We start from the raw sequence: 20050 nt of genomic DNA on the forward strand, positions 1-20050 counted from the left end.
GCCCGATGTGCGCGATGACGTACGCGCACCGCTCGCGCGCCCGGATGCACCATCCTCCCCCGCACCGAAGACCTGCCGACTTCCCGGCCGCGTCCCGGAGTTGAGACTCCGCCGGACGTAAGCACCGGGCCTCCGAGAGGAAACCCTCCCGTGCCTGCCAGCTCCGCTTTGAGGCGCAGCCTCGTCGCCGCCGCCACCCTGCCCCTGCTGTTCGGGGCGCTCGCCGCGTGCGGCTACGGCTCCGCCGCGAACAAGGACGACGCCGGGAAGGCCGCGCCCGCCGCGGACGGCGCGAAGAAGCTCTCCGCCGACTCCGTGAAGATCGGCTACTTCCCGAACCTGACCCACGCCACGGCGCTGGTCGGCGTCCAGGAAGGGCTGTTCCAGAAGGAGCTGGGCGGCACCACGGTCAAGACGTCCACGTTCAACGCGGGGCCCTCCGAGATCGAGGCCCTCAACGCGGGCTCGATCGACATCGGCTGGATCGGCCCCTCGCCGTCCATCAACGGCTTCACCAAGTCCAAGGGGCAGAGCCTGCGCATCATCGGCGGCTCGGCGTCCGGCGGTGTGAAGCTGGTGGTCAACCCCGAGAAGATCAAGTCGGTGGACGAGCTCAAGGGCAAGAACATCGCGACGCCCCAGCTCGGCAACACCCAGGACGTGGCGTTCCTGAACTGGCTCGCCGACAAGGGCTGGAAGGTCGACGCGCAGAGCGGCAAGGGCGACGTCAACGTGGTCCGCACCGACAACAAGATCACCCCGGATGCCTACAAGTCCGGCTCGGTCGACGGTGCCTGGGTGCCCGAGCCGACCGCGTCCAAGCTGGTGCAGGAGGGCGGCAAGGTCCTCGTGGACGAGTCCGATCTGTGGCCGGACCGCCAGTTCGTGATCACCAACGTCATCGTGTCGCAGAAGTTCCTCAAGGAGCACCCCGACGTCGTCGAGGCGGTCCTGCGCGGCTCGGTGAAGACCAACGAGTGGATCGCGACCCACCCCGACCAGGCGAAGGCCTCGGCGAACGCCGCGCTCAAGAAGCTCTCCGGCAAGGAGCTGCCGGCGAACATCATCGACCCGGCGTGGAAGTCCATCCAGACCCTGGACGACCCGCTGGCGGCCAGCCTCCAGGCGCAGGCCGACCACGCGGTGAAGGCCGGCCTCCTCAAGAAGCCCGACCTCAAGGGCATCTACGACCTGGACCCGCTCAACAAGGTCCTCAAGTCCCTGGGCAGGCCCGAGGTCGGCGACGCCGGTCTCGGCGTCAAGTAGTCCCCAAAACCAGCCGGTTCACAGGTTTCCCAGGAGGTGACGACCATGGCCACCGCACTCGCCAAGGCCACGGACCGCACGGCGGCAGCGCACGAGTACGCCGCCCGCATCGGGCATGTCTCGAAGTCCTTCAACGGTCCCGCGGGACCGCAGCTCGTCCTCGACGACATCTCGCTCGATGTCGCGCCGGGCGAGTTCGTCACCCTCCTGGGCGCCTCCGGCTGCGGGAAGTCGACGCTCCTCAACCTGGTGGCGGGCCTGGACGCGCCCACCGCGGGCACCATCGAGACGCCCGGCGGGCGGCCGGCCCTGATGTTCCAGGAGCACGCCCTGTTCCCGTGGCTGACCGCGGGCAAGAACATCGAGCTCGCCCTGCGGCTGCGCGGGGTGCCCAAGAACGACCGGCGCGAGCGGGCCGAGGAACTCCTCGCCCTGGTCCGCCTCCAGGGTGCGTACGGCAAGCGCGTGCACGAGCTGTCCGGCGGCATGCGCCAGCGTGTCGCGATGGCCCGCGCGATCGCCCAGGACTCACAACTCCTGCTGATGGACGAGCCGTTCGCGGCCCTCGACGCGATCACCCGCGACGTCCTGCACGACGAGCTGACCCGCATCTGGCGCGAGACGAACCTCTCGGTCCTCTTCGTCACCCACAACGTGCGCGAGGCGGTCCGGCTCGCGCAGCGCGTGGTGCTGCTCTCCTCGCGGCCCGGCCGGGTGGCCCACGAGTGGACGGTCGACATCGACCAGCCGCGCCGCATCGAGGACGCCGAAGTGGCTGAGCTCTCCGTCGAGATCACTGAACAACTGCGTGGGGAGATCCGCCGCCATGGCCAGCACTGAGACCACTGACGTCAAGGACTCCCCCGACCTGGGCAGCCTCGAAGCGGGACTCGACGCGCTCGAAACCGTCCAGACCCACCGCGCCCCCGTGCGCGAGGTGCTGGTCAAGAAGGTCCTGCCGCCGCTCACCGCGATCGCCCTGGTCCTGGTGGTGTGGCAGGTCCTGGTCTCGGCGAAGGTCACCGACGAGTACAAGCTGCCCGCGCCCTCCGCGGTGTGGTCGAGCCTGCGCGACATGTGGCTCCAGGGGACCCTGCTCGACGTCGTGTGGACCAGCGTCTCGCGCGGCCTCCTCGGCTTCCTCCTCGCCCTGGCGATCGGCACGCCGCTGGGTCTGCTCGTGTCCCGGGTCAAGTTCGTGCGGGCGGCGATCGGCCCGATCCTGTCCGGACTCCAGTCGCTGCCGTCGGTGGCCTGGGTCCCCCCGGCCGTCCTCTGGCTCGGCCTGAACGACTCGATGATGTACGCGGTGATCCTGCTCGGCGCGGTCCCCTCCATCGCCAACGGTCTCGTATCCGGCGTCGACCAGGTGCCGCCGCTGTATCTGCGGGCGGGCCGCACGCTGGGCGCGACCGGGGTGCGCGGCGCCTGGCACATCCTGATGCCGGCCGCGCTGCCCGGCTACCTCGCCGGCCTCAAGCAGGGCTGGGCGTTCTCCTGGCGTTCGCTGATGGCCGCCGAGATCATCGCCTCCTCGCCCGATCTCGGCCTCGGGCTCGGCCAGTTGCTGGAGAACGGCCGCAACAACTCGGACATGCCGGGCATCTTCCTGGCGATCATCCTGATCCTGCTCGTCGGCATCGCCATCGACCTGCTGATCTTCAGCCCGCTGGAGCGCAGGGTGCTGCGCGGCCGCGGCCTGCTGGTGAAGAGCTGAGGACGCCCCATGCGCCGCCCGGTCCTCCTCGTCATAGCCCACGGCAGCCGCGACCCCCGGCACGCCGCGACCGTCCACGCCCTGGTGCGGCGGGTGCGGTCGCTGAGGCCGGGGGTGCGCGTGGAGCTCGGATTCCTGGACTTCAACGCACCGTCCGTGCCACAGATCCTGGACCGCCTCGCCCTGGAAGGCGTACGGGACGTGGTGGCCCTCCCCCTCCTCCTGACCCGCGCCTTCCACGCCAAGGCGGACATCCCGGCGGTCCTAGACCGGGCGCCGGCCCGCCTGAACATCCGCCTCGCGGACGTCCTCGGCCCCTCATCCCTGCTGCTCGCCACGCTGGAACGGCGACTGTACGAAGCGGGCCTCGACCCCGCCGACAAGCCCTCGACCGGGGTCGTCCTGGCCTCGGCGGGCTCCACCGACCCGGAGGCGATCGCAGTGATCGCTGAAATCGCGCGGGAGCTGCGGCACACCGGTTGGTGCGCCGTGCGGCCTGCGTTCGCCTCCGCGGCCCTGCCCCGCACGGAAGACGCCGTACGGGAGCTGCGGGCCCTGGGCGTGCGGCGCGTCGCCGTAGCCCCGTACGTCATCGCCCCCGGTTTCCTGCCGGACCGGATCGCGCGGGGTGCGGCGGGGGCGGACGTGCTGTCCGAAGTCCTGGGTGCGGCACCGGAGTTGGCCCGCCTACTCCTCCTCCGCTACGACGAGTCCCGAACCCGGGTCGGCCTCCCGGCCCTGACAGCCTGACCCCTGGGCCTCCGCCCCGGACCCCGGTGTTCCCCTACCCGTCGGCCGACGTCGTCCCCCGGACCGCGACCTCAGGCCCAACCCCCGCCCCCGTCACCGCAGCCACTGTGAACCCGTACGCCGCCCTCGGCGCAAGCCCGCCCACCACCCGGAACATCCCCTTCGCCGACGGCTGGGTGACCAGCGCGTCCCGCCCGGTGACCTCTACGATCCGCCCGTCCGAGACGGTGATCCGGTAGCCGATGACCTTGGCGTCGCCCGTCGCTGCGGGCGGTGTCCAGGCGACTGTCACGGCGCCTGATCCGGCCCGCGCCCTGACGCCGGTCGGCGCTCCCGGCAGCGCGACGGCCGCAGTCGGCGCGAGCGGCGCCGAGGCTGGCGACGGGGCGCTCTCGCCATGGGCGTTGCGTGCGGTGACGACAACCCTGAAAGGTCCTTCGGCGGCGTCAAGTCGACCGACCCGCACGTACGCCTGCCTCTTGAAGTCCGCCGCCGTGATGTCCGCCGTCGCGGCCTCCGTCCCGTCGGGGCGCAGGGCGTGCGCGGTGTAGCCGGTCAGCGGCGAAGCACCGTCCGCATACGTCGGGTTGAAGGTGGCGTACAGAGCATCGGCCCCCGCCGTGCTCGTGGCCACGCGCGCCGGGGCGTCCGGCACCGAGACCGCCTGCGTCGTACGGTCGAGGACCGAGCGGTACGCGGGCTCGATGCCGGCGCCCGCCAGGACGTCCGGGGGCACGTCGGCGAGGGTGGCCATGATGTGGTTGCCCGTGGTCACCAGGCCCTTGCTGTCGCCGTCGGCGGTGCCCTCCTCCCACCAGTTGTCCTTGATCAGCGTCGGGTCGTTGTTGCCGAGCTTGTCGCGGTAGTCGGTGTGGCGGCCGGCGACGTTGGCGTACGCGGCGCCGTACAGGACGTTGCCCTGGACGGTCTCGTAGGTGCAGCCGTTGTCGGTGTAGACGCTCTTGCCGAGTCCCCACTGGTCGTGGATGACGTTGCCGGTGACCTTCTCGCCGTCGGCCATCGACGTGCCGGTCAGGCCCTGGGTGTAGACGCCTCCGCCGTCGTCCAGGAGTTGCATGTAGTCGAAGACCAGGTTGTCGCGCACGGCGTTGTCGTGGCTCGGGTTGGGAGTCGCGGGTGAGCCGATCTTGTCGGGCCAGCCGCCCCAGCCCATCGAGATCGCGCTGTAGCCGAGGTGGTCGAGCTGGTTGTGCGCGATGGTGTTGTGCCGGGTGTAGCCGTTGAGGATGCCCACGCCGCCGTGGAACTCCCGTGGTAGCGCGTAGAGGTGATTGTCCGTCACTTCGATGCCCGAGGCGGGAGTCTTCCCGTCCACGCCGCCGATCTCCATTCCGTTTCCGGAGATGTCGGTGAACACGGTGGTACGCACGGTGGAGTTGGTGGTGCCGGCGCCGAGTTCGAGCCCGGCGGCGCCCAGGTGCGCGAAGGTGCTGTCGCTGATGTCGATGTCGCGTGCGTACGAGAAGGACACGTTGCCCGGCATCTTCGTCCAGGAGGCGAAGGGGCAGGTGCCGCCCGGGGTGAAGCCGCACAGGCCCTGGGTCGCCCAGCCCTTGGTACCGGTGATGGTGTAGCCGGCCTGGATCTCGGAGAAGCCCTCGGGGCCGGACGGCGTCAGCCAGGTCGCGTAGCTGAACTGGAGCCCCTGGAAGGCGACATCGTGCAGCGGCGCCGTGGCCGTGCCGTGCCCGTCGAGCAGCTTTTCGGCGGAGGCCGCCTCGATGTCGGCGTTCCTCGGGTCCTCGCCCTGGCGCGGCAGGTAGTACACGGTGTGCGCGGTGCGGTCGAGGTACCACTCGCCGGGCTGGTCGAGGAGTTCGTAGGCGTTCTCGACGTAGGACGCCTTGCCGTTGTTGGTGAGCTTGCCGGGGCCGACCATGCTCACCGTGCGGCCGGGCCGGTCGGGGAACTCGACGCGCTTGTTGGAGTTGTCCCAGCACGGCTGGGCCATGGTGATCGCGGTGCCCTTGGCGGACGCGATCGGGCAGCGGGGTTCGGTCCACTGGCCGAGGCCGTTGCGCTCGACGTTCCAGAGGGCCTCGCCGCTGGTGTACACGAACTCGGCGTCCGAGGGGTGGCGCCAGTGCGCGATGGCGTCGGAGGTCGCGGTGTAGCCGGTGTCCGTGACCGTGAGGCCGACCGGCACCTCGCCTCTTGCGCGCTGACCGCGCACGCCGCCGACGTACAACTGCCGTGTGTCGCCGAGCCCTTGGGGCGCGGGCGCGGACCAGAACCCGGGGCGTCCGGGCACCGGCTGCCAGCCCTCGACCTTGCGGCCCCCGCTGATGACGGTGGCCCCGGCGCCCGCACCCTGCCAGATGATCCGGTGGCCGTTCCGGCCCGAGTCACGGGCGTCGAGTTCGAGCGGCTCGTCCGTGCGGTAGGTGCCCGGGGCGAGGTGAATGGTGAGGTCGGCGGTCTGGTGCGCCGCCCTGCCGCGCGCCAGGTCTCGGGCGCGCGGCAGGCTGTTCACGGGGTGCCGGGCGGTGCCGTCGCCGGAATCGCTCCCGGTCGGGGACACGTACACATCGGCGGAGGACGCGTGCGGCACGTGGGCCGTGGCCGACGGCACGAGACCCGGGACCCCCAGGGCCAGGGCGGCGGCGAGCGCGAGGATCGGGGCGGCTCTTCGGGGCGCCGTCCGTGGCGCGCTCCGGGATGCGGGCATGGTCCCTCCCAGTGGGGCTCACGGGACCGGCCCCTGAGCCACTGGAAAGGTAGGAGCATTGACGTACCACGGTCAACACATCGGCCCGGATCCCTCCCGCGTTCTCGCCAACTCCCCTTAGTCATCCGATCACTTGAGCCGGATCACTTGAAGTGGGGGGATCACTGGAGTACGACTTGGGCTCAGGCGGCCCAGTGCGGGTCGCGGCCCGAGGCAGCCAGGGCTCGCTCCAGCGTGGTGGCTGTGGGCGGCAGTTCGACGGGGTCGGCGAAGCCCTGGTACTGGCGGTAGAGCTCGGCGTTGTCCTCGACGACCTTCAGCACGAACGCGGCGGACTCCTCGGAGATCCGCACCTCCTGCCCGGTGGCGCGCGCGACGTCCCAGCCGTGCACCACCATCTCCTTGACCACCATCGAAGCGATGTGTGCGGCGCCCAGCGCCGTCCCGCCCAGATCGACCTCGCCCTCCCACACCGCCGGGTCGGCCCAGGCGGCCACGGCCCGGTCGAGCTGGGCGGCGTACCGCTCGGCCCAGTCGGCGTCGGCGGTGAAGTCGCGCGCGGTGAGGTCGTCCGGGAGCGGCTTGCGCAGGGCCCGGTGCTCCAGGCCGTGCGAGGTGTAGAGGACCCAGTGGTTGACCAGCGCCCGCACGTCCCACTCCCGGCAGGGAGTGGGCCCGGCGAGCTGCCCGGGGGTGACGCCGCGCGCGATGCGGGCGGCCTCTGCTGCGCATTCGGTCATGGCACGGTGTTCGTTCTTCATGCGCCCAGCGTGCCGTCGCGCCCCTTCCCCGGTATTGAAAAAACGCGACAGGAGTCTTGCGGTGGTCCCGTTCGAAAGTCTTGAGGTGGTCTCCGGCCGAAGAGGTGGTCTCAGTCGAAGCTGAGCGAGCCCGTCCGGGTCCGCTTCAGCTCGAAGAAGTCGGGGTACGCGGCGATCGTGCGCACGCTGTCGAAGAGCCGGGCCGCCTCCTCGCCGCGCGGGATCGAGCTGAGCACCGGGCCGAAGTAGACCTTGCCGTCGAAGTGCATGGTCGGAGTGCCGACGTAGCCGTCCTCGGCCGGGTCCTTGCCCGCGTCGTGGCTGCGGCGCACCGCCTCGTCGTACGCCTGGTCATGGGCGGCTTCGGCGAGTGCGGCGGGCAGGCCGAGCTCCGCGAGGGACTGGGCGATCACCTCGTCGAAGTCCTGGTTCTTGTCCTGGTGGATGCGGGTGCCGAAGGCGGTGTACAGGTCGCGCAGCACGCCGTCGCCGTGCGTCTCGGCCGCCGCGACCGCGACCCGGACGGGGCCGATCGAACGGTCGACCAAGTCCCGGTACCAGTCCGGGAGTTCATTGCCGATGTTGTGGAAGTAGAGGCTCATCGGCCGGAATCGCAGCTCGATGTCGCGGTGCCGCTCGACCTCCAGCATCCAGCGGGAGGTGATCCAGGCGAAGGGGCAGGCGGGGTCGAAGTAGAAGTCGACGGTGGTGCGCTGCGCGGGGTCTGTCGTGGTGTTCGTCATGGGTCGAGCGTAGCTTTGCAATGGCCCTCACCACTGGTCCAATGCCGCCTCTGATCACTGGGCCATTTTGACCTCGACGGGCTCGGCCCCCTAGTCGGCCGTCGCCTCGACCCGTCCCCTTGGTCCTCTTGGCCCTCGCACCGGGGCTCGACCCGTCTGCCAGAACGCAGCGGGTGGTCGTATACCGTCCGGCCATGATTTCTGAGACCTTCGTACTCGGCGGCGACCGGCCCCTGCGGCGGCTCGGCTTCGGCACCGCGCAGCTCACCGGGCCCGGCTACTGGGGTCCGCGCGGCAAGCGGGCGGACGCGCTCGCCGTGCTGCGCCGGGCGGTCGAGCGGGGTGTCACACTGATCGACACCGCCGACAACTACGGCCCGGACCTCGCCGAGGAACTCGTCGCCGAGGCCCTCCACCCCTACCCGGCCGATCTGGTGATCGCGACCAAGGGCGGAGTCGTACGGACCAGCGACAGCGCCTGGCACATCGCGGGGCGGCCCGAGCGGTTGCGGGCGATGTGCGAGGCGAGCCTGCGCCGGCTGCGGGTGGAGACCATCGACCTGTACCAGCTGCACCGGCTCGACCCCGAGGTGCCCATGGCCGAACAGCTGGGCGCGCTGGACGAGTTGAGGCAGGAGGGCAAGATCCGGCACATCGGACTCGACAGCGTCTCGGCGGAGCAGGTGGAGCAGGCGCTCCGGCTGACCGGCATCGCCTCGGTGCAGAACCGCTTCAACCTCCTGGACCGGGAGTCCGCGGCGGTGCTCGCCCTGTGCGAGGCGCACGGTCTGGCGTTTCTGCCCTGGTTCCCGCTGGCCAACGGCGCCCTCACCGGCGAGGCGGCGGCCGGCCTCGACCGGATCGCCCGGCAGCACGGCGCGACCAGGGGGCAGCTCGCCCTGGCCTGGCTGCTGCACCGCTCCCCCGTCCTGTGCCCGACGCCCGGCACCGGCTCACCGGCACATCTGGACGAGAACCTGGATGCGGCTCAAGTCGAGCTGTCTGAAGGGGAGTTGAAGACGCTGGATGCCCTTCGGGCGTCCTGAGGAGTCGACCGAATGCGGCGCCGTGAACAGTGCCGCGCACTTCGGGGTCGAGCAGCCGCAGCTCCCCTTCGACGGCCGCCTCGACGGGTCGGCGTTACGCCTCAGGCGCCCGCCGCCTCCGTCATCTCCACCAGCGCCTTGACGGTGTTCCAGTTCCGGGAGGTCGCCTCGATGCCCTTGAGCAGGCCGGGCCGGGACAGCGCGGCGCCGAGCTGCGACTTGCCGAGACCCTCGGGCGCGTACAGATAGAGCACTTGGTCGCCGAGCCGGAACTCCTCGGGGAGGAAGGCGGCCTGGTCGATGGAGGCGAAGCGGTCGGCGGTGACGGGCGGCCCCGCGAAGAAGGTGGCGTGCAGCTGCCTGCCCTCCAGCCGGTCGGCCGGAAAGGGGCAGGCGTCGAGGACGGACCGCAGATAGGGGCCGCTGCGCACCATGCAGGCGACGCGGAAGCCGAAGTGCTTCTCCATGGCGGCCTCCAGGCCCGCGGCGAGCGCGTCCTGGTCGCGGGAGGCGCTGCTGAAGACGGCGTTTCCACTGTTGAGGTACGTCTTCACATCGGCGTGGCCGAGCTCGACCAGGATTTTCCGCAGGTCGGCCATGGGAACTTTTCTGTTCCCGCCCACATTGATGCCGCGCAGCAGAGCGGCGTACGTCGTCGTCATGGGCTCACCCTAAGACGGCCCCCGCGCCCCGTGGGGGACGGGCACGGGGGCCGCCGTTCGGTGCTGCCGAATGGCGTCTACTCGACGATCTTCAGCAGCTTGTTCGGGGTGCCGGGGCTCGCGTTGGAGATCTTGTCGGCAGTGGCGCCCTTGGTGAGGGCGTCGGAGACCTGGGCCGGGGTGGCGTCCTTGTGGCCGGCCAGGTAGACGGCCGCGGCGCCGACGACGTGCGGGGTCGCCATGGACGTACCGGAGATGGTGTTGGTGGCCGAGTCGCTGGTGTTCCAGTCGGAGGTGATGTCCGAGCCGGGGGCGTAGATGTCGACGACCGAACCGAAGTTGGAGAAGTCGGACTGCTTGTCGTCCTTGGTGGAGGAGGCGACGGTGATGGCCTCCTTCACGTGGGCCGGCGAGCTGTTGCCCGCGTCGGCGGACTCGTTGCCGGCCGCGATGCCGAAGGTGACACCGGAGGCGATCGCCTTCTGGACGGCCGCGTCGAGCGCCGGGTCGGCGGTGCCGCCGAGGCTCATGTTGGCGACCGAGGGGCCCTTGTGGTTCTTGGTGACCCAGTCGATGCCGGCGACGACCTGCTCGGTGCTGCCGGAGCCCTGGTTGTCGAGGACGCGCACGGCGACGATCTTCGCCTTCTTGGCCACGCCATGCTCGGCGCCCGCGATGGTGCCCGCGACGTGCGTGCCGTGGCCGTTGCCGTCGTCGGCCTTGTCGTTGTTGTCGACCGCGTTGAAGCCGTAGGAGGCCCGCCCGCCGAAGTCCTTGTGGGAGATGCGGACTCCGGTGTCGATGACGTACGCGGTGACCCCGTCCCCGGCGCTCTCCGGGTAGGTGTACTTGCCGTCGCCCTTGGTGTCTGCCTGGTCGATCCGGTCAAGGCCCCAGGACGGCGGGTTCGCCTGCTCCGCGCTGATGTGGAACTTCTTGTTCTGCACGACCTTGCCGACGGAGGGGTCGGCGGCGAGGCGCTTGGCGTCGGTCTCCGAAAGCCCGCTGGCGGAGAAGCCGTTGAGGGAGGAGGAGTAGTCGCGCTGGAGCGTGCCGCCGTACTCCTCGGCGAGCTTGCGCTTGGATTCGGCCGTGGCCGCCTTGTCGAGCAGGACGATGTAGCTTCCGTCGACCGCGTCCTTGGCGTTCAGCCCGTAGACCGTGCCTTCCGCGGGGGTGGCTCCGGCGAACGGGGAGTTCAGTACGGTCACTCCGGCCGCTGCCACGACGGCGGTTATCGCCGCGGTGAGCTTGATCTTCTTGCTCGCACGCTTGTGAGTTGCCATGAAGAGGGGGTCTCCTCGTCACTATTTGTGGGGGGTTTGCCTACCGGACGGAAACTTTCCGGGGCTGGTTCGAAACCCTTGCCGATTGACGCGCGCAGATCAAGGACTTCATACAGCTGTGACTTACCCAACAAGGTTTCGTAATCAGAAACCGGCCAGGAACGGGCAACTCGGGCTCTGTGAAGGGCTGATGGACACTCTGTGTGAACTCGCCGACCTTTTTCCAGTCCCAACTTCCTTTACGTGTAAGGGGCTTCGGTACGTCTCCTCGGGGATGTCTCCACACCGCAGGGATGAGCCCGGGTCCTGCGGGCTCACCTGAGAGCACGACGAGACGGCCGGATCGCACCCCTAACGTCGAAGGGTGGTTCGGACGGCGCCCGGCCGTCGGCCGCCAAGGGGGAGACCGGACATGGTGCACGGGGTCACGAAGGTGCGCGGGGTCGCGGCCCGCGCGGGCGGGTGGAGCGCCCGCCATCGATGGGCGGCGGTGCTGATTTGGCTGCTGTTCGTCGTGCTCGCGACAGTGGCCGGCTCGGCCTCGGGGCGGGCCGATGTGAAGCAGAGCCAGCAGTTGTCGGGCGAGGTCGGCCAGGCGGCGCAGATCATCGAGGATGCGGGTCTGAAGGAGCCGGCGGGCGAGACCGTCCTCATCCAGTCGGTCGGACAGGGTGGTTCGGCAACGAACGCCACCGCCCCGGAGTTCCGCTCGGCCGTCGCCGCCGTCGTGAAGGCCGTGGAGGGGACGGGCCAGGTCACCAAGGTGACCTCTCCCTACGACACCAAGACCATCTCCAAGGACGGGCACAGCGCGCTCGTGCAGTTCGATGTGCGCGGCGACCCGGACACGGCCAAGGACCGCATCGCGCCGGTCCTGGACGCGGTGGCCAAGGTCCAGAGCGACCACCAGGGGCTGCGGATCGAGGAGATCGGCGGCGCCAGCATGAACAAGACGTTCAGCGACGCGTTCGGCAACGACTTCCAGCAGGCCGAGTACTCGGCGGTGCCCGTCGCCTTCGGCATCCTGCTCATCGCGTTCGGCGCCCTGGTGGCCGCGCTCCTCCCGGTGGCCCTCGCCATCACTGCGATCGTCGCGACGATGGGTCTGATGGCGGTGGTCAGTCACCTCCAGCCGATGAGCGACACCGCCAACTCCGTGATGCTCCTGGTCGGCCTGGCCGTCGGCGTCGACTACTGCCTCTTCTATCTGCGCCGCGAACGCGAGGAGCGGGCCGCCGGGCGTGACGCGCGGACGGCCCTTGCCATCGCGGCCGCCACCAGCGGCCGGGCCATCATCGTGTCGGGTGTGACGGTGTGCGTCGCCATGGCGGGCATGCTCTTCACCGGCCTCGCCGAGTTCGAGGCCATGGGCCTCGCGTCCCTGATGGTCGTCGCGGTCGCGATGGTCGGCTCGGTGACCGTGCTGCCCGCGCTGCTCTCCCTGCTCGGCGAGCGGGTCGAGAAGGGCCGGGTGCCGTTCCTCAACCGCCTCAAGCGCGGCAAGGCCAACCGGAACGGCGAGAGCCGCGTCTGGCGCGCCGTACTCGGCGCGGTGCTTCGCAGGCCGAGGACCGCCCTGGCCGTGGCGGCCGGCGCGCTGATCGCGATCGCGCTGCCCGCGGTCGGCATGCACACCCAGAACCTCACCCTGGATCAGGAATTCGGCGACTCACTGCCCGTCGTACGCACCTACGACCGCGTGAACGAAGCCTTCCCCGGCGGGGCCAGCCCGGCCCAGGTCGTCGTCAAGGCAACCGACATCAACGCCCCCGAGGTACGTCGAGCCCTCGCCGACTTCCGTGCGCGGGCACTGAGTTCGGGCGCCTCGCACGGTCCCGTCGAAGTGGCCACCCACGACGCCGAGAACGTGGCGATCGTCTCGGTCCCGCTGGTCGGCGGGTCCGACCAGGGCAAGGCCGAGAAGAGCCTGGACCTGCTCCGCGACCACGTACGCCCCGACACGCTCGGCAAGGTGACAGGACTCAAGGCGCCCGTCACCGGTCAGGTCGCCGGGTCGAAGGACTTCAACGCCCAGATCGTCGGCGCGGTGGCCCCGGTGTTCGCGTTCGTCGTGGTCTTCGCCTTCCTCCTGATGCTGCTCTGCTTCCGGTCGCTCACCGTCGCGATCACCTCGATCGTGCTCAACCTCCTTTCGGTGGGGGCGGCTTACGGCATTCTGACGGCCGTCTTCCAGCACGGCTGGGGCGCCTCGCTGGTCGGCGCGCAGGGCGTCGGCGCGATCATCTCCTGGCTGCCGCTCTTCCTCTTCGTCATCCTGTTCGGCCTGTCGATGGACTACCACGTCTTCGTGGTGTCCCGGATCCGCGAGGCGAAGCTCCAGGGGCGTACGACCCGGGACGCCATCGCCCACGGCGTGGTGACGACGGCGGGCGTCGTGACGAGCGCGGCCGTCATCATGGTGGCGGTGTTCGCGATCTTCGGCACGCTGTCGATGCAGTCCATGAAACAGATGGGCGTGGGCCTCGCCACCGCCGTACTGATCGACGCGACCCTGATCCGCGGTGTGCTGCTCCCGGCGGTGATGGCCCTGCTCGACGACCGCAACTGGTACTTCCCGAAGTGGCTCGGGTGGCTGCCCGACCTCACGCACGACGAGGCCGTCGAGCCGCCGCCGACCAAGACCGCCCCGGCCCGCCCGGGGGACGGGCCGGGACACCCGGAGGGAGCGGTACGGGTCTGAGGGGCCCGGCCGGGTGCGGGGCGGGGAGGGGCTGAGCTGGGCTGGGCGCTGCGGCGCCCAGTCCCGGCCTCAGCGCTGATAGCGCCCCAGGACCCGATTCCCGTCCCGGACCAGGCGTTTCTTCAACTCGGCCGCGTCGATCGCCCCGCTGTAGTACTCCTGCAGGGCCGGGGTGGCCACCTTGTCCTTCCACTCCGGGTAGCCCCGCACCGACTGCGCGAGGGCCGGTCTCAGATACGGCGCGAGCGCCGTGCCGGTCGCCCAGCCGTCCTTCGCGGTGTGCAGGACCGGGTCCTTGAGCGCCTCGGTTCCGGTCGGCAACATCCAGTCACCCTTGGCGAGCCGCACCATGTTCGCCGGGCTCAGCATGAAGTCGATGAACTGGGCGGCCTCCTTCTTGTGCGGGCTGCCCTGGGCGACCGACAGGGTCTGCGGGCTGGCCCCCTGGTCCAGGCCCGCGCTGCCCGCCGGGGCCGGAAGTACCGTCCAGTCGAAGCCGGGCGGGGCCTGCTGCACGATCTGCTGGCGGTAGGAGAACCCGAGCGACACCATCGTGTACTTGCCGCCGAAGAAGCCGGGCAGCGTGTCCGAGCCGCCCATGCCGAGGGTGGTGCGCGCCGCGCTCCTGTCGATGTTGACCTGGTCGTGGACGGTGTCGGGGACGATCCCGTCGCCCGCCGTGAACTCCACCTTCGCCTTGCCGTCGGCCCCTCGTACGAAGAGCCGTCCGCCTGCGGACAGGCCCAGGTTGAGGGTGACCGAGACGGGCTCCTTGAGCGGCCAGGCCACGCCGTACTTTCCGTCACCGCTCAGCTTCTTCGTCACCTGCCTGAACTCGGGCCAGCTCCACGGCTGTTCGGGTGTGGGGATCCGTACCCCGGAGGACTTGAGGGTCTTCGTGTTGGCGATCAGTACCCTCGGCTCTTGGAGGAACGGCACCCCGTAGACCCTCTTGTCGAAGGTGGCCGTCTCCCAGCTCTGCGCCGGGATGTCGTCCTTGAGCCGCTGCGGCAGCAGGCCGCCCAGGTCCGCGAGGTAGCCGCCGTACGCGAAGTCGGCGAGGTCGTCGGAGGCGTCGTGGATGACGTCGGGCGCCTCACCGCCCTCGAAGGCGGTGAGCAGCTGGTCGTGGACGGTGCCCCAACTGCCCTGCACGTACTGGACCTGGATCCCGGGATGCGTCGCGTTCCACTCCTTGACGAGGGCTTTCGTGGCGTCGACCGACTCCTTCTGCCAGGCCAGGGACTGGAATCGGAGCCTGATGACTCCCCCGCCCCCGACGTCGCCGTCCGAGCACCCGGCGAGCAGTGACAGCAGGAGAGCCAACGCCGCCGCCACGGTCAACAGCTTTACGTGTCCGGTCTGTTCATGGGTCCCCATCAGCTCTTCACCGCCCCGGTCAGCATGCCGCCGGTGATCCGCTTCTGGATGATCGCGAAGATCGCCAGGGAGGGCAGGGTGGCGAGGAAGGCGGCCGCCGCGAGCGGGCCGAGGTCGGCGACTCCCTCCGCGCCGAGGAAATGGGTGAGGACGACGGGCAGGGTCTGTTTCTCGGGGGTCTTCAGCAGAACGAGCGCGAAGAAGAATTCGTTCCACGCCGTGATGAAGGCGAAGAGCGCGGTGGCCACGATCCCGGGGGCGAGCAGAGGCGCGGTGACCGAGACGAGGGTGCGCAGCCGTCCCGCGCCGTCGACGGCGGCCGCCTCCTCCAACTCGGGCGGCACGGCGCGTACGTAGCCGTTCAGCATCCAGAGCGCGAACGGCAGCGACCAGACCACGTACACCATGACCAGACCGGCCACCGAGTTGATCGCGTGCAGGTTCTTCAGGACGAGGAAGAGCGGAATGATCAGCAGGACGAACGGGAACGCCTGGCTGATCACCACCCAGCCCGTGGCGGCGGCCGCGAGCCGACCCCGGTGGCGGGCCATGACGTACGCCATGGGTGTGGCGATCACCACCGCGATCAGGGCTGCGGAGACGGCGGCGATCAGGCTGTTCAGCCCGGCGTGGAGCAGGGGCTGGTCGTCGAAGGCCTGGCGGAAGTTGGCGAGCGTGGGGTGCCGGGGGATCCAGGTGGGGTGGAGCGAGCCCAGTTCGCGCGGCGGTTTGAAGGCGGTGGAGATCAACCATAGGAAGGGAAAGGCCAGGAAGACGAGATAGGCGAGCAGCGCGAGGTACTGCCCGGCGCGCCCCAACCTCCTTGCGCGCGCGGTCACTTGCCGCCCCCTTCCTTGAGGCGGCCCACCAGGAAGAAGGCGAGGCAGACGGCGATCACGGCGACCATCACACAGCCCATGGCCGCCGCGTATCCGAACTGGCCGTAGCGGAAGGCCTCTTCGTAGGCGAAGAGCATGGGGAGCCGGGTGCGCCCGCCCGGCCCGCCGTTGGTCAGCACATAGACGAGGGCGAACGAGTTGAAGTTCCAGATGAAGTTGAGCGCCGTGATGGCGAGGGCCACCGGCTTCAGGGCGGGCCAGGTGACGGCGGTGAAGCGGCGCCAGGCGCCGGCGCCGTCGATGGCGGCGGCCTCGTGCAGTTCCTGCGGGGTGTTCTGCAGCCCGGCCAGGAGGGCGACCGTCGTCTGCGGCATGCCCGCCCAGACACCGACGACGATGACGGCGGGCAGCGCGGTGGCGAGGCCGGTCAGCCAGTCCCGGCCGTCCCCGAGCCCCAGGTCGCGGACGGTTTCGTTGAGGATGCCCGCGTCGGGCTGGTAGACGAGGCGCCACATGATGCCGACCACGACCTCGGGCATGGCCCAGGGAACGATCGCGAGCGCCCGGACCAGCCAGCGCAGCCGGAGTTTCTGGTTGAGGAGCAGTGCGAGCCCGAGGGCGAGCAGGAACTGGGGCACCGTGACACCTACCGCCCACAGCAGCCCGATCCTGAACGACTCCCAGAACAGGCCGTCGTGCGCCAGATCCCGGAAGTTGAGCAGCCCGACCCACTGGGTGGCGGCGGTGCGGCCGGACTGCGAGTCGGTGAAGGCGAGCGCCATGCCGTAGAGCAGCGGGCCCACGCTGAGCACCAGAATGGGGACGAGTGCCGGGAGCACGAGGAACCAGGCTCCGCCACCGGGTCCGTTCCCGCCCCCGCGTCTGTTCGTCGGCTTTCTGGTGGCTGACCGTGCACCGGCGCTCGCAGATGTCACTGTTTCGACCCCTTTGTCAAGTAATGCCGAACAGCCCCCGTCATCGTGCTGACGGTCCGTCCGTTCGTCAAGACGACCTGTGTGAATGCGAGACTTGGCCGGTAGGAAACGATCACCGGGAGACGACCATGGACGAGGCACGCGCGCGCGAACTGCTGGCCGCGGCGGCACTGAGCGACCCCGGCGGGCTTGCCGGAGCGGCCGACGCCGAGCTCCTTGCCCTGGGCGAGAACGCGGTCTTCGCGCTGCCCGGCACCCCACACGCCCTGCCGGACGGCCTGGTCGTCAAGGTCGGCCGCGATGCCACGCACCACCCGGAGCTGCTTGAGCGCGCCGAGCGCGAAGTGGCCGTCGCGACCTGGCTCGCCGAGACCGGGGTGCCCGCGGTGCGGGCCGCCGAGCCGAAACCGAGGCTCGTCGAGGGCCACCCGGTGACCGTGTGGCACCGGCTGCCCGCCGCCGAACGCCCCGCGGGGCCGGCCGACCTGGCCGAACTCCTGCGCCGCGTCCACGCCCTGCCGCTGCCCGCTTTCCCGCTGCCCCGCCGCGAACTCCTCGGCGGTGTCGAGCGCTGGCTACAGCTGGCCGGCGACGCGATCGACCCGGCCGACGCCGCATATCTGCGGGCCCGCCGGGACGGCTTCGCGGAAGCCGCCGCGGCGCTCACCCCGCAGCTGCCGCTCGGTCCCATCCATGGCGACGCCCTCCCCCGCAATGTGTACATCGGCCCCGAAGGGCCGGTCCTGGTCGACCTGGAGACCTTCTCCGCCGACTTCCGCGAGCACGATCTGGTCGTCATGGCCCTGTCCCGCGACCGGTACGGGCTGCCCGCCGAGCAGTACGACGCGTTCGTCACCGCCTACGGCTGGGACGTCCGTACCTGGGACGGCTGCGCGGTCCTGCGCGGTGCCCGGGAGACGGCCAGCTGCGCCTGGGTCGCCCAGCACGCCCCGACCAACCCGAAGGCGCTGGAGGAGTTCCACCGCCGCGTCGCCTCGCTGCGCGACGACGACCCCGAGGTGCGCTGGTACCCGTTCTGACCGCCTCAGAGTCTGTGTCCGAGCCCGGCCGGGCCGGCCGGGTTCAGACACAGAGTTCGGACACGGACTCGTAGGGACCGGCCTCAGCCCCGGGCCGGGGCCAGTTCGCGCAGCGGCCAGGAGCCGTCGATGACCGCGTCGGCGGTGCCCTTCTTCCGCAGGAACTGCTGGAAGTCGGCCGCCCACTCCGCGTACCAGCGGATCTGACGGTCATGCAGTTCCGCCAGTTCGAGCCGCGCCACCTGAGGGTGGCGCTCGGCTATCGCCACGGCCACCCGGGCCGCCGCCAGCGCGTCGGCCCCCGCGTCGTGCGCCGCCTCAAGGACCACCCCGTACTCGACGCACACCGCTTCGAGGGTGCGCTTGCCCTTGCGGTAGCGGTCCACGGAGCGGTCGATCGTGTACGGGTCGACGACGGGCCCTATGGACGCGCCGTCCAGCCGCTCGCTGAGCGAGGGCAGTTGGTGGCGCCGCAGTTCGGCGGCGAGCAGCGTCAGGTCGAAGGCCGCGTTGTAGGCGATCACGGGTACGCCCCGGCGCCAGTGGCCGGCCAGGGTGTCGGCGATCTCGTCGGCCACCTCGGCGGCGGGCCGGCCCTCGGCCGCGGCCCGCTCGCTGCTGATCCCGTGGACCGCGGACGCCTGCGCCGGGATCCTTATCCCCGGATCCGCCAGCCAGCTCCGCCTGCCCACCACGTCGGCGCCCCGCAGTTCGACGATCGCGGCCGTCACGATGCGCGCCTCGCGCGGCTCGGTGCCGGTCGTCTCCAGGTCGAAGCCGACCAGCGGCTCCAGGTGCCAGCTCATGCTGCCCCTCCTTCGTGGTGCTTTCCCCCAGTTGACGACCACCCTCGCACGCGGCACTGACAATCGGCCGGGCGGCCGGAATCCACCCGGGGAAGCTCACCACAATTCAGGACACAGGGCGTGAATCGACCCAGACCGACTCGAACTCCTCGCGGTACGTCTCGAAGAGCCCATGCTCCACGTCCTGGCCGGGCCGCACCACGCCGCGTCGGCCGCCCCCGCGCAGCACCAGCACCGGTGCTTCCATCCCCCGCGCGCGGCGCAGGTAGGACTGGACGACCGCGACGCCGTCCGGGCCGTCGCCGTTCACCAGGTAGGCGGTGAAGCGCGGCGTCTCGTCGAAGACCTGGATCTCGAAGGCCCCCGGGTCGCGCAGCTGGGCCCGCACCCGCCGCATGTGCAGGATGTTCATCTCCACGGAGCGGCTCAACTCGCCCTTTTTCACGCCGAGTTCACGCTCGCGGCGCTTGACCGCGCTGCTCGCCGGGTTGAGGAAGAGCAGCCGGACGCGGCACCCGGACTCGGCGAGCCGCACCAGGCGCCGCCCCGAGTAGTTCTGCACCAGCAGGTTGAGGCCGATGCCTGTCGCGTCCAGGCGGCGGGCGCCGCCGAAGAGGTCCTCGGCCGGCAACTGGCGCTGCAGGCGCACCCGGTCGGAGTGGACGGAGACGACATCGGCGTACCGGTCGCCGACCAGGTCCTCCACCGCGTCGATGGGCAGGCGGTGCGCGCCCGGCGCCCCACTGGCACCGCCGAGCACATCCAGGAGCCGCGCCGAGGCACGCTCCGCCTGGGCGAGCACGGCCTCGTTCAGCGCCCGGTTCCGCGAGACGACGTTGCGGGCCACTTCCAGCTCGTCCAGGGCGAGTTCGACATCGCGCCGGTCGTCCACGTACGGCTCGAAACAGGGCCAGTGCTGCACCATCAGCTCGCGCAGCTGCGGAAGGGTGAGGAAGCTGAGCACGTTGTCGTCGGCGGGGTCGAGCAGATAGCCCTTGCGGCGCGAGACCTCGCGCACCGCGACGGCCCGCTGCACCCACTCCTGGCCCGCGGGGCCGGCCGCGGCGACCACCCAGTCGTCGCCGTGGACCGGCTCGTAGATCGGCCGGAGCACGGCGGCCACCACGGCGCGCAGCCGCTGCTCCACCAGGTTCAACCAGATGTAGGCGCGCCCGGCCCGCTGCGCACGCGTACGCACCTCGCTCCAGGCGTCCGTGCCCCAGTCCAGCTCCGCCCCGATCTCCATCGGACGCGCGAGGGAGACCGCTCCGGGCGGGATGTCGCCGGACTCCCCCTCATGACCCGTGTCACCAGGGGGCAGCTCAAGACCTCCCGAGCTCACCCACGCACCGCCTTCCGCCCCCCGGCAAACCCCTGCGGGTCCGACCCGCCCTGCAAGCCCTTCAACGATCAAGGAAGGGTACTCCGG

General features: G+C 70.5%; 17 protein-coding genes. 7 read left to right on the forward strand and 10 right to left on the reverse strand.

Going from position 1 to position 20050, the window contains the following annotated elements; genetic code table 11:
- The first annotated feature begins 150 nt into the window (after positions 1-150).
- From ACWC2B_RS28165 to ACWC2B_RS28180, 4 genes are read left to right on the forward strand one after another with little or no spacing between them, the layout of a single operon-like run.
- Entirely contained in the window at positions 151-1266 is a 1116-nt protein-coding gene (locus ACWC2B_RS28165; protein WP_450721361.1) for an aliphatic sulfonate ABC transporter substrate-binding protein, read from the forward strand.
- 45 nt (positions 1267-1311) lie between these two features.
- A complete protein-coding gene (locus ACWC2B_RS28170; protein ID WP_053726031.1) occupies positions 1312-2106 on the forward strand; it encodes an ABC transporter ATP-binding protein in 795 nt (264 codons plus the stop codon).
- A complete protein-coding gene (locus ACWC2B_RS28175) occupies positions 2093-2983 on the forward strand; it encodes an ABC transporter permease (protein ID WP_450721364.1) in 891 nt (296 codons plus the stop codon). The genes ACWC2B_RS28170 and ACWC2B_RS28175 overlap by 14 nt, the downstream gene beginning before the upstream one ends.
- 9 nt (positions 2984-2992) lie before the next feature.
- Entirely contained in the window at positions 2993-3733 is a 741-nt protein-coding gene (locus ACWC2B_RS28180) for a sirohydrochlorin chelatase (RefSeq protein WP_450721366.1), read from the forward strand.
- 34 nt (positions 3734-3767) lie between these two features.
- Here ACWC2B_RS28180 and ACWC2B_RS28185 read toward each other — a convergent pair whose 3' ends face one another.
- The 3 genes from ACWC2B_RS28185 to ACWC2B_RS28195 all read right to left on the reverse strand — a co-directional run bounded on the left by ACWC2B_RS28185 (position 3768) and on the right by ACWC2B_RS28195 (position 7926).
- A complete protein-coding gene (locus tag ACWC2B_RS28185; RefSeq protein WP_450721368.1) occupies positions 3768-6422 on the reverse strand; it encodes a fibronectin type III domain-containing protein in 2655 nt (884 codons plus the stop codon).
- 182 nt (positions 6423-6604) lie between these two features.
- Positions 6605-7183, reverse strand: coding sequence for a TIGR03086 family metal-binding protein (locus ACWC2B_RS28190; RefSeq protein WP_450721369.1), 579 nt, complete (start codon positions 7181-7183; stop codon positions 6605-6607).
- Between the two features lie 110 nt (positions 7184-7293).
- Positions 7294-7926, reverse strand: coding sequence for a mycothiol-dependent nitroreductase Rv2466c family protein (locus ACWC2B_RS28195; RefSeq protein WP_450721371.1), 633 nt, complete (start codon positions 7924-7926; stop codon positions 7294-7296).
- A gap of 194 nt (positions 7927-8120) precedes the next feature.
- Here ACWC2B_RS28195 and ACWC2B_RS28200 point away from each other — a divergent pair, with 194 nt between their 5' ends.
- Positions 8121-8972 (forward strand): aldo/keto reductase, encoded by an 852-nt coding sequence (locus ACWC2B_RS28200; protein WP_450721373.1) that lies wholly within the window; start codon positions 8121-8123, stop codon positions 8970-8972.
- Between the two features lie 101 nt (positions 8973-9073).
- Here the strand turns inward: ACWC2B_RS28200 and ACWC2B_RS28205 are convergent, their stop codons facing one another.
- Together ACWC2B_RS28205 and ACWC2B_RS28210 are read right to left on the reverse strand one after the other, a co-directional pair.
- The gene (locus tag ACWC2B_RS28205; protein WP_450721375.1) at positions 9074-9634 is read right to left on the reverse strand and encodes a DUF1697 domain-containing protein; all 561 of its coding nucleotides are present in this window, start codon (positions 9632-9634) and stop codon (positions 9074-9076) included.
- Between the two features lie 77 nt (positions 9635-9711).
- A complete protein-coding gene (locus ACWC2B_RS28210; RefSeq protein ID WP_450721377.1) occupies positions 9712-10920 on the reverse strand; it encodes a S8 family serine peptidase in 1209 nt (402 codons plus the stop codon).
- Between the two features lie 412 nt (positions 10921-11332).
- Between ACWC2B_RS28210 and ACWC2B_RS28215 the strand changes: the two genes are divergently transcribed.
- Positions 11333-13621: an MMPL family transporter gene (locus ACWC2B_RS28215; protein ID WP_450721379.1), complete on the forward strand. Its 2289-nt coding sequence runs from the start codon at positions 11333-11335 to the stop codon at positions 13619-13621.
- A 69-nt stretch (positions 13622-13690) separates the two neighbouring features.
- On the opposite strand, the gene ACWC2B_RS28220 is transcribed toward ACWC2B_RS28215, so the two are convergent.
- The 3 genes from ACWC2B_RS28220 to ACWC2B_RS28230 are packed head-to-tail and all read right to left on the reverse strand — an operon-like array spanning position 13691 to position 16775.
- On the reverse strand, positions 13691-15001 hold the full coding sequence (locus ACWC2B_RS28220) for an ABC transporter substrate-binding protein (RefSeq protein WP_450721381.1): 1311 nt from the start codon (positions 14999-15001) through the stop codon (positions 13691-13693).
- The gene (locus ACWC2B_RS28225; protein ID WP_450721383.1) at positions 15001-15840 is read right to left on the reverse strand and encodes a carbohydrate ABC transporter permease; all 840 of its coding nucleotides are present in this window, start codon (positions 15838-15840) and stop codon (positions 15001-15003) included. The genes ACWC2B_RS28220 and ACWC2B_RS28225 overlap by 1 nt, the downstream gene beginning before the upstream one ends.
- Positions 15837-16775, reverse strand: a complete 939-nt coding sequence (locus ACWC2B_RS28230; protein ID WP_450721385.1) for a carbohydrate ABC transporter permease — start codon at positions 16773-16775, stop codon at positions 15837-15839. The genes ACWC2B_RS28225 and ACWC2B_RS28230 overlap by 4 nt, the downstream gene beginning before the upstream one ends.
- 128 nt (positions 16776-16903) lie before the next feature.
- Between ACWC2B_RS28230 and ACWC2B_RS28235 the strand changes: the two genes are divergently transcribed.
- Complete coding sequence (locus tag ACWC2B_RS28235) at positions 16904-17815, forward strand: phosphotransferase enzyme family protein (protein ID WP_450721387.1); 912 nt, start codon at positions 16904-16906, stop codon at positions 17813-17815.
- An 83-nt stretch (positions 17816-17898) separates the two neighbouring features.
- Here ACWC2B_RS28235 and ACWC2B_RS28240 read toward each other — a convergent pair whose 3' ends face one another.
- Both ACWC2B_RS28240 and ACWC2B_RS28245 read right to left on the reverse strand, forming a co-directional pair.
- Positions 17899-18621, reverse strand: a complete 723-nt coding sequence (locus tag ACWC2B_RS28240; protein WP_450721389.1) for an exonuclease domain-containing protein — start codon at positions 18619-18621, stop codon at positions 17899-17901.
- Between the two features lie 106 nt (positions 18622-18727).
- Entirely contained in the window at positions 18728-19963 is a 1236-nt protein-coding gene (locus ACWC2B_RS28245) for an SAV2148 family HEPN domain-containing protein (protein ID WP_450721391.1), read from the reverse strand.
- Positions 19964-20050: the final 87 nt, after the last annotated feature.

This window comes from Streptomyces sp. NPDC001415, from assembly GCF_053597395.1.

Coding starts and splice junctions, on each gene's coding strand:
- ACWC2B_RS28170 (WP_053726031.1), top strand. CDS start 1,312: ATGGCCACCGCACTCGCCAAGGCCACGGACCGCACGGCGGCAGCGCAC.
- ACWC2B_RS28175 (WP_450721364.1), top strand. CDS start 2,093: ATGGCCAGCACTGAGACCACTGACGTCAAGGACTCCCCCGACCTGGGC.
- ACWC2B_RS28180 (WP_450721366.1), top strand. CDS start 2,993: ATGCGCCGCCCGGTCCTCCTCGTCATAGCCCACGGCAGCCGCGACCCC.
- ACWC2B_RS28185 (WP_450721368.1), bottom strand. CDS start 6,422: ATGCCCGCATCCCGGAGCGCGCCACGGACGGCGCCCCGAAGAGCCGCC.
- ACWC2B_RS28190 (WP_450721369.1), bottom strand. CDS start 7,183: ATGAAGAACGAACACCGTGCCATGACCGAATGCGCAGCAGAGGCCGCC.
- ACWC2B_RS28195 (WP_450721371.1), bottom strand. CDS start 7,926: ATGACGAACACCACGACAGACCCCGCGCAGCGCACCACCGTCGACTTC.
- ACWC2B_RS28200 (WP_450721373.1), top strand. CDS start 8,121: ATGATTTCTGAGACCTTCGTACTCGGCGGCGACCGGCCCCTGCGGCGG.
- ACWC2B_RS28205 (WP_450721375.1), bottom strand. CDS start 9,634: ATGACGACGACGTACGCCGCTCTGCTGCGCGGCATCAATGTGGGCGGG.
- ACWC2B_RS28210 (WP_450721377.1), bottom strand. CDS start 10,920: ATGGCAACTCACAAGCGTGCGAGCAAGAAGATCAAGCTCACCGCGGCG.
- ACWC2B_RS28215 (WP_450721379.1), top strand. CDS start 11,333: ATGGTGCACGGGGTCACGAAGGTGCGCGGGGTCGCGGCCCGCGCGGGC.
- ACWC2B_RS28220 (WP_450721381.1), bottom strand. CDS start 15,001: ATGGGGACCCATGAACAGACCGGACACGTAAAGCTGTTGACCGTGGCG.
- ACWC2B_RS28235 (WP_450721387.1), top strand. CDS start 16,904: ATGGACGAGGCACGCGCGCGCGAACTGCTGGCCGCGGCGGCACTGAGC.
- ACWC2B_RS28240 (WP_450721389.1), bottom strand. CDS start 18,621: ATGAGCTGGCACCTGGAGCCGCTGGTCGGCTTCGACCTGGAGACGACC.